13 protein-coding genes are annotated in these 16,134 nt (G+C 71.4%); 4 read left to right on the top strand and 9 right to left on the bottom strand.

What is annotated here, in order from left to right; genetic code table 11:
* Positions 1 to 169: 169 nt before the first annotated feature.
* Entirely contained in the window at positions 170 to 1,309 is a 1,140-nt protein-coding gene (gene ispG, locus ELQ94_RS06380; protein ID WP_127050127.1) for a flavodoxin-dependent (E)-4-hydroxy-3-methylbut-2-enyl-diphosphate synthase, read from the bottom strand.
* A 241-nt stretch (positions 1,310 to 1,550) separates the two neighbouring features.
* Positions 1,551 to 2,927 (bottom strand): M50 family metallopeptidase, encoded by a 1,377-nt coding sequence (locus ELQ94_RS06385; protein WP_127048349.1) that lies wholly within the window; start codon positions 2,925 to 2,927, stop codon positions 1,551 to 1,553.
* 107 nt (positions 2,928 to 3,034) lie between these two features.
* Between ELQ94_RS06385 and ELQ94_RS06390 the strand changes: the two genes are divergently transcribed.
* The gene (locus ELQ94_RS06390) at positions 3,035 to 4,603 is read left to right on the top strand and encodes a Mur ligase family protein (RefSeq protein WP_127048352.1); all 1,569 of its coding nucleotides are present in this window, start codon (positions 3,035 to 3,037) and stop codon (positions 4,601 to 4,603) included.
* Positions 4,604 to 4,654: 51 nt separating this feature from the next.
* Here the strand turns inward: ELQ94_RS06390 and dxr are convergent, their stop codons facing one another.
* Together dxr and ELQ94_RS06400 are read right to left on the bottom strand one after the other, a co-directional pair.
* Positions 4,655 to 5,737 (bottom strand): 1-deoxy-D-xylulose-5-phosphate reductoisomerase, encoded by a 1,083-nt coding sequence (gene dxr / locus ELQ94_RS06395; protein WP_127048354.1) that lies wholly within the window; start codon positions 5,735 to 5,737, stop codon positions 4,655 to 4,657.
* A 63-nt stretch (positions 5,738 to 5,800) separates the two neighbouring features.
* Positions 5,801 to 6,811 carry an FKBP-type peptidyl-prolyl cis-trans isomerase gene (locus ELQ94_RS06400; protein WP_127048357.1) on the bottom strand — a complete coding sequence of 337 codons (1,011 nt, stop codon included), beginning with the start codon at positions 6,809 to 6,811 and terminating at the stop codon, positions 5,801 to 5,803.
* A gap of 183 nt (positions 6,812 to 6,994) precedes the next feature.
* Here ELQ94_RS06400 and ELQ94_RS06405 point away from each other — a divergent pair, with 183 nt between their 5' ends.
* Positions 6,995 to 7,750 carry a lysophospholipid acyltransferase family protein gene (locus ELQ94_RS06405; RefSeq protein WP_127050128.1) on the top strand — a complete coding sequence of 252 codons (756 nt, stop codon included), beginning with the start codon at positions 6,995 to 6,997 and terminating at the stop codon, positions 7,748 to 7,750.
* 51 nt (positions 7,751 to 7,801) lie between these two features.
* Here ELQ94_RS06405 and ELQ94_RS06410 read toward each other — a convergent pair whose 3' ends face one another.
* The gene (locus ELQ94_RS06410; protein ID WP_127048359.1) at positions 7,802 to 8,278 is read right to left on the bottom strand and encodes an OsmC family protein; all 477 of its coding nucleotides are present in this window, start codon (positions 8,276 to 8,278) and stop codon (positions 7,802 to 7,804) included.
* Between the two features lie 157 nt (positions 8,279 to 8,435).
* Here ELQ94_RS06410 and ELQ94_RS06415 point away from each other — a divergent pair, with 157 nt between their 5' ends.
* Positions 8,436 to 9,437, top strand: a complete 1,002-nt coding sequence (locus tag ELQ94_RS06415) for an asparaginase (RefSeq protein WP_127048361.1) — start codon at positions 8,436 to 8,438, stop codon at positions 9,435 to 9,437.
* Between the two features lie 73 nt (positions 9,438 to 9,510).
* On the opposite strand, the gene ELQ94_RS06420 is transcribed toward ELQ94_RS06415, so the two are convergent.
* The 3 genes from ELQ94_RS06420 to ELQ94_RS06430 all read right to left on the bottom strand — a co-directional run bounded on the left by ELQ94_RS06420 (position 9,511) and on the right by ELQ94_RS06430 (position 14,499).
* On the bottom strand, positions 9,511 to 12,450 hold the full coding sequence (locus ELQ94_RS06420) for an FtsK/SpoIIIE domain-containing protein (protein WP_166404668.1): 2,940 nt from the start codon (positions 12,448 to 12,450) through the stop codon (positions 9,511 to 9,513).
* Between the two features lie 177 nt (positions 12,451 to 12,627).
* A complete protein-coding gene (locus tag ELQ94_RS06425) occupies positions 12,628 to 13,434 on the bottom strand; it encodes a PP2C family protein-serine/threonine phosphatase (protein ID WP_243696890.1) in 807 nt (268 codons plus the stop codon).
* A gap of 102 nt (positions 13,435 to 13,536) precedes the next feature.
* A complete protein-coding gene (locus ELQ94_RS06430) occupies positions 13,537 to 14,499 on the bottom strand; it encodes an aldo/keto reductase (protein ID WP_127048366.1) in 963 nt (320 codons plus the stop codon).
* Between the two features lie 133 nt (positions 14,500 to 14,632).
* On the opposite strand from ELQ94_RS06430, the gene ELQ94_RS06435 reads away from it, so the two are divergent.
* Positions 14,633 to 15,283, top strand: a complete 651-nt coding sequence (locus tag ELQ94_RS06435; protein ID WP_127048368.1) for a DNA-3-methyladenine glycosylase I — start codon at positions 14,633 to 14,635, stop codon at positions 15,281 to 15,283.
* A 50-nt stretch (positions 15,284 to 15,333) separates the two neighbouring features.
* On the opposite strand, the gene ELQ94_RS06440 is transcribed toward ELQ94_RS06435, so the two are convergent.
* The gene (locus ELQ94_RS06440) at positions 15,334 to 16,134 is read right to left on the bottom strand and encodes a YaaA family protein (RefSeq protein WP_127048370.1); all 801 of its coding nucleotides are present in this window, start codon (positions 16,132 to 16,134) and stop codon (positions 15,334 to 15,336) included.

Here is a 16,134-nt window from a genome sequence, read left to right on the forward strand (position 1 = left end):
CGTGCGTCCGGCGCGCGGCTCCTCCGGATGCGGGGATCTCACGGGCCCGTCTCCGGCGCGCCCGAGCTGAGCGCGCCGGGAACCGTCTGGTGGGCTTCAAAGGCACCACATAAGAGCCGAGGCGCCATGTAGAGGTGGCGCCCTCGAGCCGCACGAGCGCCGTGGGGGGTCAGTGGGCGCCGACGGAGACGGTGGGGGTGCCTGTCGATGCGTCGTCTGCGGGGATTTCCGCCGCGATCCGATTGGCCTCGCGGATGAGGGTCGCGACGATCTCCGACTCGGGGACGGTCGCGATGACCTCGCCCTTGACGAAGATCTGGCCCTTGCCGTTGCCCGAGGCGACACCGAGGTCGGCCTCGCGGGCCTCGCCCGGGCCGTTCACGACGCAGCCCATGACGGCGACCCGCAGCGGCACGGACATGCCCTCGAGTCCCGTCGTGACGTCCTCGGCGAGCGAGTAGACGTCCACCTGGGCGCGCCCGCAGCTCGGGCACGACACGATCTCGAGCTTGCGCTCACGGAGGTTGAGCGACTGGAGGATCTGGAGCCCCACCTTGACCTCTTCGACGGGAGGCGCGGAGAGGGAGACACGGATCGTGTCCCCGATGCCCTCCGCGAGGAGGATGCCGAAGGCCGTCGCACTCTTGATCGTGCCCTGGAAGGCCGGACCGGCCTCCGTGACACCGAGGTGCAGGGGCCAGTCGCCGCGCTCGGCGAGCAGGCGGTACGCCTTCACCATCACGATGGGGTCGTTGTGCTTCACGGAGATCTTGAAGTCGTGGAAGTCGTGCTCCTCGAAGAGGCTCGCCTCCCACTGGGCGCTCTCGGCGAGCGCCTCGGGGGTCGCCTTGCCGTACTTCTGAAGGATGCGCGGATCGAGCGACCCCGCGTTCACGCCGATGCGGATACTCACGCCCGCGTCCTTCGCCGCCTTGGCGATCTCACCCACCCGGTCGTCGAACTTGCGGATGTTGCCCGGGTTCACGCGCACGGCGGCGCACCCGGCGTCGATCGCGGCGAAGACGTAGTTCGGCTGGAAGTGGATGTCCGCGATCACGGGGATCTGGCTCTTCTTCGCGATGATCGGGAGCGTCTCGGCGTCGTCGCGGGTCGGCACGGCGACGCGCACGATGTCGCAACCGGACGCGGTGAGCTCGGCGATCTGCTGGAGGGTCGCGTTGATGTCCGTCGTCGGCGTCGTGGTCATCGACTGCACGCTCACGGGGGCGTCGCCGCCCACGAGCACGCTTCCGACCTTGATCTGGCGCGACTTCCGACGGGGGGCGAGGACTTCGGGAACGCTCGGCATTCCCAGATTCACTGCGGGCACGGTGTCATCCTACGCGCGGCCACCTGACACCGGGCCGAGTCCCGCGAGGGGGTTGCGGGGCTCCCGCACGGCCGCTCGGAGCGCCCTGCTCGGCCGAACGCTGAGCGGACGGCCACACGCCGACCGGACGGCCGAACGCTGAGCGGACGGACGCTGACCGGACGGCCGGACGCCGACCGGACGGATCTGACCGGCCGCACGCCGCTCAGCCGGACGCGGCTCAGCCGAACAGGTTGATCGGCTTGACGATGTCCGCGTAGATCAGCAGGAGGCTCATGGCGCCGAGCACGATCACGACGCCGAAGGTGAGGGGCATGAGCTTCGCCGAGTCGACCGGACCGGGGTCCGGCTTCCTGCGCAGCTTCGCGAACCAGCGGCGCACCGCCTCGAAGAGAGCCGTCAGGATGTGTCCGCCGTCGAGCGGCAGCAGGGGGACGAGGTTGAAGACGAAGAGCATGGCGTTGAGCGAGGCGAGGATCCCGAGCATGGCCGAGGCCTTGCTCGCGATCGGGACCTCGTCGAGCGCGGCGACCTCGCCGGCGATCCGGCCGACTCCCACGACGCTCATGGGACCGTTCGGGTCGCGCTCCCCCGGGCCGAAGGCCGCGACGGCCGTGTCGACGAGTCGCTGCGGCAGGTTCACGATGACGTTCACGACGCCGCCGATGGCGTCGCCCACGGCGGGCAGGACCGCGGTGGCGGGCTGCTGGACCAGCTCCGACGTGGGCGAGATGCCCGCGAATCCGACGTCCTGCACGACCTCCTCACCGTCGCGCTCGACCGGCCGACCGTTCGCGTCGTACACATAACGCTCGGTCAGGAGCGGAGTGAGGGACACCGTGACGTCCGCGCCGTCCCGGTCGACGACGACCGAGAGGGGGTCTCCGGCCGAGTCGCGGATGACAGCGGACAGCTGCTCCCACGATGACATCGTCTCGCCGTCGATGCTCATGATCCGATCGCCCGGCTGCAGCCCGGCCGCGGCTCCCGGGGCCTGCGGGTCGCCGCTCTCGCACGTCGTGCGACCGGCGGTGGACGAGAGCGCGCACTCCGAGACGGCACTGAGGGTCGTCGTCGACTGCGCCGTCCCGATACCCATGAGGAGCACCGCGAAGAGCACGACCGACAGGATGAGGTTCATGACGGGGCCGCCGAGCATCACCACGATGCGCTTCCAGACGGGCAGCCGGTAGAAGGTGCGGTCCTCGTCGCCCGCACCGATCGTGTCGGCGCTCGCCTCCCGCGCGTCCTGCACGAGCGTGTCGAAGTATCGGGCGCGTCGCGCGGGCTCCTTCGACGTGGACAGCTGTTGGATGAAACCGGTGGTCGATTCGGTCGCTCTCTCGCCCGGCGCGGTGGGCGGGAACATCCCGATCATCGAGATGTAGCCACCGAGCGGGACCATCTTCACCCCGTACTCGGTCTCACCCTTCTTCCGCGACCAGATCGTCTTGCCGAAACCGATCATGTACTGCGTGACGCGCACGCCGAAGATCTTCGCGGGAACCAGGTGCCCGACCTCGTGCAGCCCGATGGACACGACGAGGCCCACGAGGATGATGAGCACGCCGAGGATGTACAGAAGGACCGATTCCACGAGCACACGATACAGCCGCGCCCCGTGATCGGCCTCCCGCTCCCCTGTGAGACTATGGAGAACTGCGGGGGCGGTCGCCTCCGGTCGCGAGAGGCAAGTGAGGCGCAGTGGATTCGTACGGGCCCGCAGCGATGCGTCCGACGACGCTCAGCCCCGTCTCCCTCGTCGGTATCGAACACGACTTCGACCTCCGCCGCGTCCGCGGACTCGCGGGCGGCGATCCGTGGGTCTCCGGCGTCACGATCGACGGGTCCTCCGTCGTGCAGGGCGACCTCTACGTGGGCCTTCCCGGCGCTCGGCACCACGGGGCGTCCTTCGCCTCCCAGGCGGTCGACGCCGGTGCGATCGCGATCCTGACCGACGATGCCGGGATGCTCCTGCTCGACCGCGGCATCGGCGTCCCCGTGCTGGTCAGCTCGAGAGAGTTGCGGCCCCTCGTGGGATCGATCGCCGCGACCGTCTACGACACGGGCTCTCTCGATCTGCCGTTCTTCGCCATCACCGGCACCAACGGGAAGACCTCGACCACACACTTCCTCGAAGCCCTGCTCACGGGCCTCGGACTCGTACCGGGCGTGAGCTCCACGGCCGAGCGTCGCATCGGCGCCACCGTGATCCCGTCGAAGCTCACGACACCGGAGTCCGCCGAACTGCACGCGATCGTCGCACGGATGGCCGAGTCGGGCGCGCGCAGCGTCGTCATCGAGGTGAGCGCGCACGCGCTCACACGCCACCGGGTCGACGGCTTCGTCTTCGACGTCTCGGCCTTCACGAACCTCAGCCACGACCACCTCGACGACTACGTCGACATGGATGCCTACCTCGCGGCGAAGGTGGAGCTCTTCACGTCGACCCGTTCGCGGCGGGCCGTCGTGAACCTCGACACGCCGGCCGGCGCCACGGTCGTCGCGCGCTCGGAGGTCCCGGTCGTGACGATCGCGACGGTGCCGGTGGACGGCCCGGCTCCCGCGGCCGACTGGACCGTTGAGATCACCGAGGAGAGCCTCGACCACACCGCGTTCACCCTGAGCCACGACCACCACGGCGCCCTGTCCGCCCGCGTTCCCGTGGTCGGGCGCCACATGGCCGCGAACGGTGGGCTCGCCGTCGCGATGCTCGTCGAGGCCGGCCACTCGCTCGCCGAGGTCGCCGCGTCCCTCGGCGCCGACGGCCTCATCGACGCCGACCTCCCGGCCCGTGCCGTGCGCATCCCGGTGTCGACGGGACCGGCCGTCTTCATCGACTCGGGCCACAGCCCGGACGCCTTCGAGAAGACCCTGTCCTCGCTCCGCCGCCTCACCCGCGGCCGCCTCGTCGCGGTCATCGGCGCGAACGGCGACCGCGACACGACGAAGCGCGACGACATGGGGGCAGCCGCCGCGCTCGGGTCAGACCTCGTCATCGTGACCGACCACCACCCGCGGGGGGAGGACCCGGCCGTCATCCGCGCCGCCGTCGTCGCGGGCGCCCTGTTCGCACGACCGGACGTCGACGTGCGCGACATCGCCGACCCGGCCACCGCGATCCGAGCGGCCGTCTCCGACGCCGCCGAGGGCGACGTCGTGGTCTGGATGGGTCTCGCGGGCAAGGACCACCGTGAACTCGACGGCACGACCGTCCCGTTCTCCGTGCCCGACGAGACGATCGCCGCGCTGCACGACGCCGGCTGGAACTGACGCTTCCGCGTCAGCGCTTCGTCGTCCCGGCGCCTCCCGAGTCGTCGTCGGTCAGGTCGCTGCGATGAGGGTACGAGCTGCCTCCCGCGCCCAACGCTCGGCCTCGGCGAGCGCCTCCCGCGTCAGCTCCCCCTCCGAGGCGTGGCGGTCGACGACACGGCGGATCGTCTCCATGATGTCGAGGTAGCCGATGGCGCCGTCGTGGAAGGCCTCCACGGCCTCCTCGTTCGCGGCGTTGAAGACGGCGGGGAAGGTTCCTCCCGCGCGACCGACCGTCTTGGCGAGCTCGACGGCCGGGAAGGCGTCGGTGTCGAGGGGTTCGAACGTCCAGGTGCTCGCGGTCGTCCAGTCGAGCGGGCGCCCCACTCCGGCGACCCGGTGCGGCCAGTCGAGGCCGAGCGAGATGGGGAGGCGCATGTCGGGAGGGGACGCCTGAAGGATGGAGGACCCGTCGACGAACTCGACCATCGAATGCACGATCGACTGAGGGTGCACGACCACGTCGATCCGCTCGTACGGCACGTCGAAGAGGTGGTGGGCCTCGATGACCTCGAGCCCCTTGTTGACGAGCGTCGCGGAATTGGTCGTGACCACGCGACCCATGTCCCAGGTGGGGTGAGCGAGCGCCTCCGCCGGAGAGACGTCGGCGAGCGCGGCGCGCTGGCGACCGCGGAACGGACCCCCCGACGCGGTGAGGACGAGGCGTCGCACCTCCGACGGGGTGCCGGAGAGGAGGGCCTGCGCGATCGCCGAGTGCTCCGAATCGACGGGCACGATCTGCCCGGGCCGGGCGATCGCCGTCACGAGGTCGCCGCCGACGATGAGGGATTCCTTGTTCGCGAGGGCGAGCGTGCGACCCGACTCGAGCGCCGCGATGGTCGGGCCGAGGCCGACCGAACCGGTGATGCCGTTGAGCACGACGTCGGCGTCGACCGAGCGGACGAGCCGTTCGGCGTCGACCGCTCCGATGGCGGTGTCGTCGACCCCGAACAGCTCGGCCTGGGCGGCGAGGCCCTCGCGGTCGCGGCCGGCGGCGAGGCCGACGACCTCGAACCTCTCCGGATTGGCGCGGATGACCTCGAGGGCCTGGGTGCCGATGGAGCCGGTGGAACCGAGCAGGATGACGCGACGCATCCCGTCAGGCTAGCGCGCTGCGCCGTCCCGCACCGGAGGGTATCGGCGACCCGTGGGGCCGGGTCAGTCGGTGCCCTCCGCGGCCGGCACCGTGCTCGTCGCGAGGATGTCGACGACGAAGACGAGCGTGTCCGTTCCCTCGATGCCGGCCTGGCTGTTGCCCGCCTCGCCGTATCCGAGCGCCGGCGGGATGATCACGATGACCTGGCTTCCGACCTGCTGGCCGACGAGCGCCTGCTTGAAGCCGTCGACGACCTGCTCGGTGTTGAACGACGCGGGCGCCCCGTTCGCCCAGCTCTCGTCGAAGACCTCGCCTGTGCGCCAGATGACGCCCTTGTACTGGACGGTGACGTTGTCGCCTTCAGCGACGGTGTCCCCGTCGCCCTGGAGCAAGGTCGCGAGCTGTAGTTCTGTGGGCGCGTCGGCGTCCGGGATCGTGATGGTCGGCGCTCCTGTGTCGTCGAGCTCGACGCCGGGGAAGCCCTCGGTGGGGTCGACGGGGGTGCCGGTCGCACGCGTGGGGAGGATGGAGACGATGTCGGCGACGATGACGATCGAGTCACCGGGGGCGACCTCTCCGCCCTCGGAGCCCTGGTCACCGAAGGCGTCGCCTGCCGCGACGACCGAGACGATCCGCGAGCCGACGGTCGCGCACTCGATGGTGCGGACGAGCCCGGCGATGTACTGGGTGTCGTCGACGGTGATCTGCTGCGCCGTGCCCTCGCCGTACGCGGTCTGGGAGAACTGCTCCCCGGTGGCGCCGCCGTAGACGGTGAGCTCCACGCCGACGGTGTCGCCCGGCTGGGTCTCGTCGCCGTCACCCTCGACGATCGCGCGCCGCTCGGTCGTGTCGACCGACACGGGGGTGGGGATCTCGACGGTGGGTGCGGTGCCGAGGTCGTCGCTCACGACGACCGAGTCGACGGCGTCCCCCGAGGTGGTGTCGGCGCACGTGGCCGCCTCCGCGGTGGGGGCGCTCGTGGTCTCGCCGGGGGCCGGGGAACCGGCGCAGCCCGCGAGCAGGAGGGCCGTCGCCGGGATCACGGCGAGCAGGGACAGGGAGCGAGAGCGCATGGAGGAGGACCTTCGACGGGGACGATGTCACACCAGCCTGCCGCATGAAGGTGACGGAACGCTGCACGGGGCGGTCGGGACGGTGCAGGGATGGCGGCCGCACGGGCCGCCATTCCCGCCGGGGAATGCCCGGTGACGTACTCTCGACGGGTGCCAGACCCCGCCTCTTCCGAGTCCTCCGCGATGGAGACACCCGCGAGCGACCCGTCGGCCGCGTCACGGCCCGGGTTCGTGTATTGGCTCGGGCGCAGCATCCTCCGACCCGTCGTGCGGGTCATGTGGCGACCGCGCATCGAGGGCCGCCGCAACGTTCCGAAGCGCGGCCGGGTCATCCTCGCAAGCAACCACCTGTCGTTCATCGACAGCATCGCGATCCCCGTCGCCGCTCCCCGCCCCGTTCAGTTCCTCGCGAAGTCGACGTACTTCGACGGCACGGGCCCGCGCGGCTGGGTGAACCGCACGTTCTTCGGATCGATCGGGGCGGTCGGGGTGGACCGGGCGTCCGGTCAGGCCGCCCAGGCCGCTCTCGACCAGGGGCGGCGCATCCTCGAGACCGAGAGCGCCTTCGCCATCTACCCGGAGGGCACGCGCTCGATCGACGGACGCCTCTACCGCGGGCGCACCGGTGTCGCGTGGCTCGCGCTCACGACGGGGGCCCCCGTCGTGCCCGTCGGGCTCGTAGGCACCGACGAGGTGATGCCGGTGGGCAGCTCGCGACCGCGCTTCAAGCGCATCACCGTCCGATTCGGCGAGCCGATCGACGTGTCGCGGTTCGGTCCGGCGGAGTCCGGGAAGGCGCGGCGCCTCGCGACCGACGAGATCATGGCCGCCATCCACGCTCTGAGCGGGCAGGACCTGGCGGGTTCCTACAACGAGGCGCCCCCGGTCGACGCGATGGAGAAGATCAAGCGAGCGGTGCTCCGCCCCGAGCGACTCTGATCGCCCTGTGGGCGCCGGTCCCGTCGGCGGGCGGCGGCCGCGCGGGCGACGTCAGGACGACGCGACGACGATCGTCGGTTCGTGCCGCACCGGGAAGTTCACGGAGTTGGCGATGAAGCAGAGCTCGTTGGCGCGCGCGTGCGCGGCCGTCGCCGCCTCGACCATCGACGCGGACGCCACGGTGACCTCTGGCCGCAGGACGACCTCCGTGAAGGCGCCGCTCGAGCGACCGTCCTCGGTCATCGTGCCGACGGCGGAGTCGCGATAGCCGGTGACGACGACGCCCTCCGTCACGGCGACGTGGAGGTAGGACAGCAGGTGGCACTGCGCGAGGGCCCCCAGGAGGAGTTGCTCGGGGTTCCACCGGTCGGGATCGCCGCGGAAGGGCTTGTCCGCCGAGCCCGCGATCGGATCGGCGGCGATGCTCGAGAGCTCGACCCGGCGGGAGTAGTCGCGGTAGCCGCTCGTCCCCGTTCCGAGGTCTCCCTGCCATTCGACGTCGACGGAGTAGTGGTGTTCACCGAGCATGATCCCAGTGTTCCACACGGCGCCGGCGGGCGACCCGGGCAGCCCGCGATCGGGGTGGGCCACGGCGGGCGGCGATGTGCCCGCACGCCCGCGGTGAGGCTGACCCACGGTTAGGCTGGGGAGTCGTCGGCGCGAGGCCGACCAGGAGGGATGTCGCATGTCGTCGACGGGAACGTTCACCCCGGTTGAGGCCGCCGAGCTCGCGGTCGTGGAGCGCTCCGGCTTCGTCGAGTCGCGTCACATCGGTTCCGCCGTGGTCCTCTCCCCCGACGGCACGGTCCTTCGCAGCCACGGCTCTCCGAACGCCCCCGTCTTCCCGCGGTCGAGCATGAAGCCGTTCCAGGCCCTCGCCGTGCTCAACGCGGGAGTCGCGCTTCGCGACGAGCAGGCCGCTCTCGCGACGGCGAGTCACGCGGGGACGACTCGTCACGTGTCGGTGGTGCGCTCCATGCTCGCGACGGCCGCTCTCACCGAGGACGCGCTGCAGTGCCCGATGGACTGGCCGCTCGATCGCTCGACGCGGGACGAGCTGATCGGTTCGCACCACGGCCAGTCGCGTCTGTTCATGAACTGCTCGGGCAAGCACGCCGCGATGCTGCTCGCGTGCGTCACGAACGGGTGGCCCATCGACTCGTACCTCGACGTCGCCCACCCGCTTCAGGTCGCCGTGCGAGACACCGTCGAGCGACTGACGGGCGAGCGCCCCGCGGCCACCGCCGTGGACGGGTGCGGCGCCCCGGTCTTCGCCATCGGACTCACCGCGCTCGCCCGTGGCATCCAGAAGATCGCGACGGCGTCGGTCTCCTCCCCCTTCGCTCTGTATCGCAACGCGGCGATCATCGTCGACGCCGTGCGTCGTCACCCCTGGGCGATCGACGGTCCTGGACGCGACAACACCGTCGCCATCGAACGACTCGGTGTCTTCGCCAAGGGCGGGGCCGAGGGCGTCATGGTGATGACCGCCCCCGATGGCACGACCGTGACCTCGAAGACGCTCGACGGCAGCTCACGGGCCGCGACCGTGGTGGCCCTCGCGCTCCTGGTCGAGGCCGGCGCGCTCGAGAGGGCCGCCGTCGACGCGGTGCTCCCGGACCTCCACCTCGACGTGCTGGGCGGCGGAGTGCCCGTCGGGCGCATCCGTTCCGTGGTGGGCGCCTGACGCTCCCCCCAGGCGGTACGACGCCCGGGTCGGTCTGCCGCTCCGGGCCCAGACGCCGGTCCGGCACGGCTCGTCATGGCGCATCCCGACGCTCCCTGCTCCGACCCGAGCCGGGGACGTCCCGGGGCGGGCGACCGCGACGCGCCCCACCCCGGTCGTCGCGCTGAGTCGCTTCGAACCGGGCGCGCGTGACCGGCAGACCTGGACGCACGACCCAGGCACGTCCGGCACCCGCCTCGATCCACGGCGGGAGCTCGTTCCGACGCGTGAGTGATCGGAACTCGGCGGCACTCGCGTCCTCCACCACGACCGTCGCCGTCGTGCGGAGCGCCGTCAGCAGCGCCCACTGCTGTTGCCACGCGTCGAGGTCCCCTACGACCACCGTCGACCCGGACGGCGCGGTCACGTCGTCGATCCGCAGGGACCCACGTTCCGCTCCCAGGACGACGACCTCGGCGTCGTCGCGCTCGCGTGCCGAGCGCGCCCGCTCGACGGGACGGCGCGTGACGACCATGGTGAGTCCGGGCTCCACTCGGACGGCCGCCGGGCCCGCGGGTGCCCCGCGACGCTCCCGCGGCGCTCCGGCTTCGAGACACGCCACCTGCAGTTCCCGACCCAGCCACACACCGCTCCCCGGTCGGCGGTCGGGCCGGAACGACGAGCTCTCCGCCCCGGACAGCACGTGTTCGTTGCGCGAGGTGCTCCCGAGCCTCACCGTCGAGCCCACGAGATCACCGAGGACGAGGACGTCGGCCGTGGCCCGGTGCGCCGTGAGCACCACGTACACACCACCCGCCGGGCCGGAGCGGAGCACCTCGACGAGCGCGGTCCGAGCCGACCGGCCGTACTCCTCTCCCCAGCGCGCGATGAGCACATCGAGGTCGTCGAGGAGGACGAGACAGCGCTCGACCGGCGTGGAGGCCGTAGCCGACAAGGACCGGGCCGACAGTTCCTGAAGCGCGTCCCATGCACCCTCCGGATCCGTGGGGATGCGGACCACCGACCAGCCGTCGACCCGCTGCTCCTCGAGCACGTCCAGGAGGGTCGAGGAGCCCCGACCGGACGAACCGAGCACGAGCATGTGACCGTCGGACGCCGGGTCGTACACGGCGGTCGGTTGACTCTGCTCGGCGGGGAGGTCGAACCGGCCGAGCACGAAGCCGGTCTCGGGGCGGTCGAGCGTGTCGAGGCCGACCCGTGCCGGTAGGGGGTCGAGCCACGGACGGCGGGACGTCGAACCGGATGCGGCGCGCCCGACGCCCTGGACGTCGGTCGCTGTCGTGGCGGCCACCTGAGCGAGGAGCGGCGGCCGTCCGGCGAGGCTCGCGACGACCCGGCCCGGCTGGGAGGACGGGAGTGCCGCCGCGTCGGGTGTGCCCACCACGGCGATGCTGTCCCCCGCGTTGTTGACGCGCAGGCTGATCCGGATGTCGCAGTTCGCGAGGACTCCGTCGCGCACGGCCGCCGCCGGCCGCTGCGTGCACAGCACGAGGTGGACCCCGAGGGATCGTCCGCGCGCGGCGAGGTCGACGAAGACGCCGTGCAGATCCGGGAACGACTCGATCATCGCGGCGAACTCGTCCACGACGATGACGAGCCTCGCGATCGATCCGGGTCGCGCGTCCTTCAGGTCGCGGACTCCGGCTTCGTGGAGGAGCCTCTCCCGCTGACGGAGTTCGGCGCGCAGGCTCGCCAAGGCCCGATCGGCGGTCGCCTCGTCGAGGTCCGTCACGAGACCGACGACGTGCGGCAGCCCCACTACCTCGCCAAAGGTCGCGCCTCCCTTGAAGTCGAAGAGGAGCAGAGAGAGGTGCTCCGGGGTCGTGCTCGCCGCGAGCGACGTCGCCCACGTGATGAGGAGTTCGCTCTTCCCGCTGCCCGTCGTCCCGCCGATCACCGCGTGGGGTCCGTCGCCCACGAGGTCGACGACCAGGGGACCGTGTGCGGTCGCCCCGATCGGTACGGCGAGCCCGCGGCCCGGTCGGACGTCCGCGAGCGGGAGCTCGTCGAATCGCAGACTCGACGGGGGTTCGCTACTCCGCGGCGACATCCCGAGCGCGACGGCGTCGGAGGCCATGGCGGTCGAGAAGCGCGTGGCATCCGGAACGGAGACCGGCTCAGGGACCGCCTCCACCTCGTCGAGAGAGTCGGCCCTCCTCCAGACGACGCGCAGCGGCGATCGGCACTCGACGATCTCGGTGCAGGAGGAGGGGAGATCGGCGACGCTCGGCGCGATCACGATCCGGAGGTCCGCGTCGGTGCCGGTGGCCCGCGATCGGTCGGTCCGGACGACGCCGGATGGGCTGCTCGTCGAGTACTCGAGCACGCTGGCCGTCACCCGCCGGCTCATGCCGCCCGTCGACGACGGTGCGTGGGCACGTCGGAGCGCGTGCGGGAGATCGGCGAGCGCGTCCCACCCCGCGTCGGGGAGGGTGACGAGTTCGAGCGCATCGGGTCCCGCAGCGTGCGCGAGCTGGATGACGAGCCCGCGCGCGACGGCCCGCGCGAGCACCGCAGGCCCGACGACGCCGATGCCGTGACGGGCGTCGACGAGGACGGGAACGTCCTCGACGATCGACGCCGTGCGGGTCAGCTCCGCCGTCGCCGCGCCGTCGCCGTCCGCGGTCGCTCCGGGCGGGACACCCCCGTCGAGGACGAGGGTGCTCGCGCCCGCCCCTGCCCCGATGCTCACGCGACTCGCGCTCTCCGCCGGCATCCGCCACCGCGCGTCCGTCCGACCGGTCTCGACGATCTGCGATGCCGCGGGATGCTCGGCCCAGCGCCGGCGGCGTTCGATCGTGTGCGCCCGGCGCACGGCCTCCTCCGCCTGCTCCAGCTCGGCCACGAAGCGGCGGCGTGCCGCGCGGTGCCGACGACGGCCTCCGAGTCCCGCGTCGACGTAGCCGGCGATCGCCATGACCGGTCCGAACGCGGCGAACATGAGTGCGAAGGGCGACCGGGTGACCGCCCACATCGCAAGCGAGACGATCACGGGCGCGATGACCGCCACCACGGGGAAAGGATGCGGCTCGGGAGCCGCGGGCGGGGACGGGAGGGCGAGTCGGGTCGGTGCGGTGGAGCGGGGTGACGGCATGCCGCCGATCACATCACGCACACAGGTGCCGGAGGTGGTGGAGCCGACCGATCGGGGAGAACGCGTCGATCGGTTCCCTGGGGACGACGGAGCGCGTCAGGCCTCTCGGGCGGCGGTGTCGTCGCGCAGGAGTGCGTCGAGCACGATCACGGAGATGTTGTCGCGGCCCCCGTTCTCGACCGCGGCATCGACGAGAAGCCGCGCGGCCTCCGCCGGGGTGCTCCCGAGGAGGAGGTAGTGACGGATGCCGTAGTCGGTGAGCTCTTTCGTGAGCCCGTCGGAGCAGACCACCCAGCGGGTGTCCGTCTCGATGGGGGCCACGAGATAGTCCGGGACGGGGTCCTCGGAGAAGCCGACGGCGCGGGTGATCACGTTGCCGTGCGGGTGCGTCTCCGCCTCGTCAGGGGTGATGGCCCCGATCGCGATGAGTTCTTGCACGACGGAGTGGTCGGTCGTGACCTGGGAGAGCACGTCGCCGTCGAGCCGGTAGACCCGCGAATCGCCGATGTTGAAGACCGTCCATCCGGGCCGACCGTCGTGGAGCCCGAAGACGAGTCCCGTCACGGTGGTCCCGGTGCCCGGCGAGACGTCTTCGACGGATTCCGCGAGGTCGACGACCGCCAGCCGCAGGGCGTCCTCGATCGCCGTCTCCGAGACGGGACCGTCGTCCGCCGTCGCGAGTTCCTGCAGTCGCGACGTGACGGCGGCGCTCGCGACCTCGCCGGCGGTGTATCCGCCCATGCCGTCGGCGACCGCGACGATCGGGAACTCGACGATGAGGGAGTCCTGGTTGACGTCGCGTCGACGACCGGTGTCGCTGATCGCCGCCCAATCGAGTTCCACCCGCTGCCCCGCTCCCGCGTCGACGACGCGGGAGGACACGAACGCGATGGTCTCGGTCACCGATGAACCCTTCGAGGTCGACGGGCGCCTGGGTGTGGGCGCTCTCCAGGAAATCCTAGCGGCGCCACGGACGGACGCCGTCCACCGCGCCCACCGGCGCCGTCAGGAGAAGAGCGCTCCGATGAGGGCGATGTCCTCGTCGCTCGCGTCCCACGCGGTCGCCGCGAGGGCGTTCTGGGCGATCTGCTCCGGTCGAGTGGCCCCGGCGATGACGCTCGTGAGGGCCGGCTGCGCGAGCAACCAGGCGACCGTGGCCTGCAGCATCGTGATGTCGCGCTCGCTGCAGAAGGTCTCGAACTGTTCGATCGCGTCCCACGGAGCGTTCTCGAGCAGGTGCGGGCGCTGACGCATGATGCGCGAGTCGTTCGGCCCGCCGGACCGGCTGAACTTGCCGGTGAAGAGGCCGTTGTAGAGCGGGAAGTAGGGCAGGAACCCGAGGCCGTAGGCGTCGAGGGCGGGGAGCAGTTCCTTCTCCGCGTCGCGCACGATCAGGCTGTACTCGTTCTGCGCGGACACGAACGCGGCGGTGCCGGCGGACTGCGCGGCCCAATCGGCCTCGACGGCCTGCCAGCCGGAGAAGTTCGAGTGGCCGATGTAACGGACCTTCCCCTCGACGACGAGCTCGTCGAGGGCCGCGAGGGTCTCCTCGATCGGCGTGATCGGGTCGGGCGTGTGGAGCTGGTAGAGGTCGATCCAGTCCGTCTGGAGGCGGCGGAGCGAAGCCTCGACGGCGAGCCGGACATAACGGCGCGATCCCTTCGCGCCCCAGCTCGGGATGCCGACCTCGTAGTCGCTGTGCCCGAACTTCGTGGCCACGATCACCTGGTCGCGGCGGCCCCGGAGGCTGTTGCCCATGAGCGTCTCGCTGAGGCCCGGCTCCTTGCCGTAGATGTCGGCGGTGTCGAAGAGGGTCACTCCCGCGTCGATCGCCGCGCTCACGACGGCGTCCGTGCCGGCCTGGGTCTCCGTGACGGTGCCGGATCGACCGAAGTTGTTGCACCCGATCCCGACGCTCGAGACCATGAGTCCGGAGGGGCCGAGGGGGCGGTATTCCATGTCTGCCATGCCCCCAGGCTAGTCCCGGCGGAGCGGGCGACCGGGCGGTTGACTCGTCGTCCACAGATGACTCACGCCGGGCGTTCTCCCCCGGCGACACCCTCGAGGAGAGGGCGCCCATCCCCGCCCGTATTCTCGGGGCATGGACACTCCCGCTCGCCCCGACCGACCGATCCCCGACGCCACGGCCACACCCGTCACCCCTCCGCGGCCCGCGCTCGTCGTGGGAGCGGACGGCCGGTCGCGTTGCTCGTGGTGCGGCGACGACCCCGAGTACCAGCGCTATCACGACGAGGAGTGGGGGCGCCCGCTGCGCGGCGATCGGGCGGTCTTCGAGAAGATCAGCCTCGAGGCGTTCCAGTCGGGGCTGTCGTGGATCACCATCCTGCGCCGGCGCCCGGGCTTCCGCACCGCGTTCGCCGACTTCGACCTCGAGACGGTCGCCCGCATGGACGACGACGACGTCGTGCGGCTCATGGGCGACGCCGCCATCATCCGCAACCGCCGCAAGATCGAGGCGACGATCGGCAACGCCCGTGCCGCACTCGCGCTCGAGGGGTCTCTGTCCGACCTCGTGTGGAGCTTCGCTCCGAACGATGGCGACCGGCCTCGTCCGCGAACGTGGGACGACATCGACACCACGACCCCCGCGTCGCACGCGCTCAGCTCGGAGCTCCGGGCCCGCGGCTTCCGCTTCGTCGGTCCCACCACCATGCACGCCCTCATGCAATCCGGCGGGCTCGTCGACGACCATTTCGAGGGCTGCTGGCGCGCTGGCGACCCCGCCGCGTGAGATCTGTCGCCTGATCGCAGACCGACCCGCGGTGTTGCCGGCCGACGGTGCTAGGCGGGGCGTGACGCGGCGGTCGGCGACGCGGCGGCGGCGGACGCGGCGGCGGGCACGAGCAGGTCCCACTCCCCTGCTACGGCGCCAGGGGTGAGGGTGAAGCCCGCTGCATCTCCCCAGGCGGCCAGGTCCTCAACGTCGTCGAAGTCCTCGGCGTTCTCCAGGATCGCGCGCGCGAAGAGGCCTTTGGTCTTCTTGTTGAAGTGGTTGAGGGCACGACGCCGCCCGGTGTCGTCCACCGAGACGACGCGCACGTAGACGCTGCGCTCGGGCGCTGAGATCGGGGCGAGCTCCGCATACCCCTCCGAGCGCAGGTCCACGACGAGCCCGCCGACCGCGGTGAGCGCGGCGCCCGCCGGAGCGGACCACACCGCCGGCAGACGCATCCCGGGCAGCTTCGACGAGTGCGACAGGCGATACCCGGGTACCGGGTCGAGCGCCCCGATCGGCCCGAAGAGGGCCGACTGGATCACGAGATGCCGAGCGGCGAAATCACGGGCCGTCTCGCTCAGGGTACCGGCGTCCAACGCGTCGTAGAGGACACCGGTGTACCGATCGATCGCAGGGACCGTGGGCGATCGCCGGACCGCACGGTTGATCGCGACCTCCCCGTGCCCCCGGGGCCCGAGCTTCAGCGCCGTGACGGCCTCCTCCTGGTCCGCCGACAGCTCGAGGAGCGCCGCGATCACCCGTGATCGCACGCGAGTGAGCTCCGGGAACCGGAGGGCGCCGAGCAACAGCGAACGCCCCGTGCCTCCCTGGACCTTCGTCTCGGACGGAGGGAGCAGGAGCAGCAC

This window comes from Labedella endophytica (genome assembly GCF_003990045.1).
GTDB classification, from domain to species: Bacteria; Actinomycetota; Actinomycetes; order Actinomycetales; family Microbacteriaceae; genus Labedella; species Labedella endophytica.

Excerpts from the sequence above, each read along its gene's own strand:
- ispG (WP_127050127.1), bottom strand. The coding sequence starts at position 1,309 with ATGCCGAGCGTTCCCGAAGTCCTCGCCCCCCGTCGGAAGTCGCGCCAG.
- dxr (WP_127048354.1), bottom strand. The coding sequence starts at position 5,737 with ATGCGTCGCGTCATCCTGCTCGGTTCCACCGGCTCCATCGGCACCCAG.
- ELQ94_RS06400 (WP_127048357.1), bottom strand. The coding sequence starts at position 6,811 with ATGCGCTCTCGCTCCCTGTCCCTGCTCGCCGTGATCCCGGCGACGGCC.
- ELQ94_RS06405 (WP_127050128.1), top strand. The coding sequence starts at position 6,995 with ATGGAGACACCCGCGAGCGACCCGTCGGCCGCGTCACGGCCCGGGTTC.
- ELQ94_RS06410 (WP_127048359.1), bottom strand. The coding sequence starts at position 8,278 with ATGCTCGGTGAACACCACTACTCCGTCGACGTCGAATGGCAGGGAGAC.
- ELQ94_RS06415 (WP_127048361.1), top strand. The coding sequence starts at position 8,436 with ATGTCGTCGACGGGAACGTTCACCCCGGTTGAGGCCGCCGAGCTCGCG.
- ELQ94_RS06430 (WP_127048366.1), bottom strand. The coding sequence starts at position 14,499 with ATGGCAGACATGGAATACCGCCCCCTCGGCCCCTCCGGACTCATGGTC.
- ELQ94_RS06435 (WP_127048368.1), top strand. The coding sequence starts at position 14,633 with ATGGACACTCCCGCTCGCCCCGACCGACCGATCCCCGACGCCACGGCC.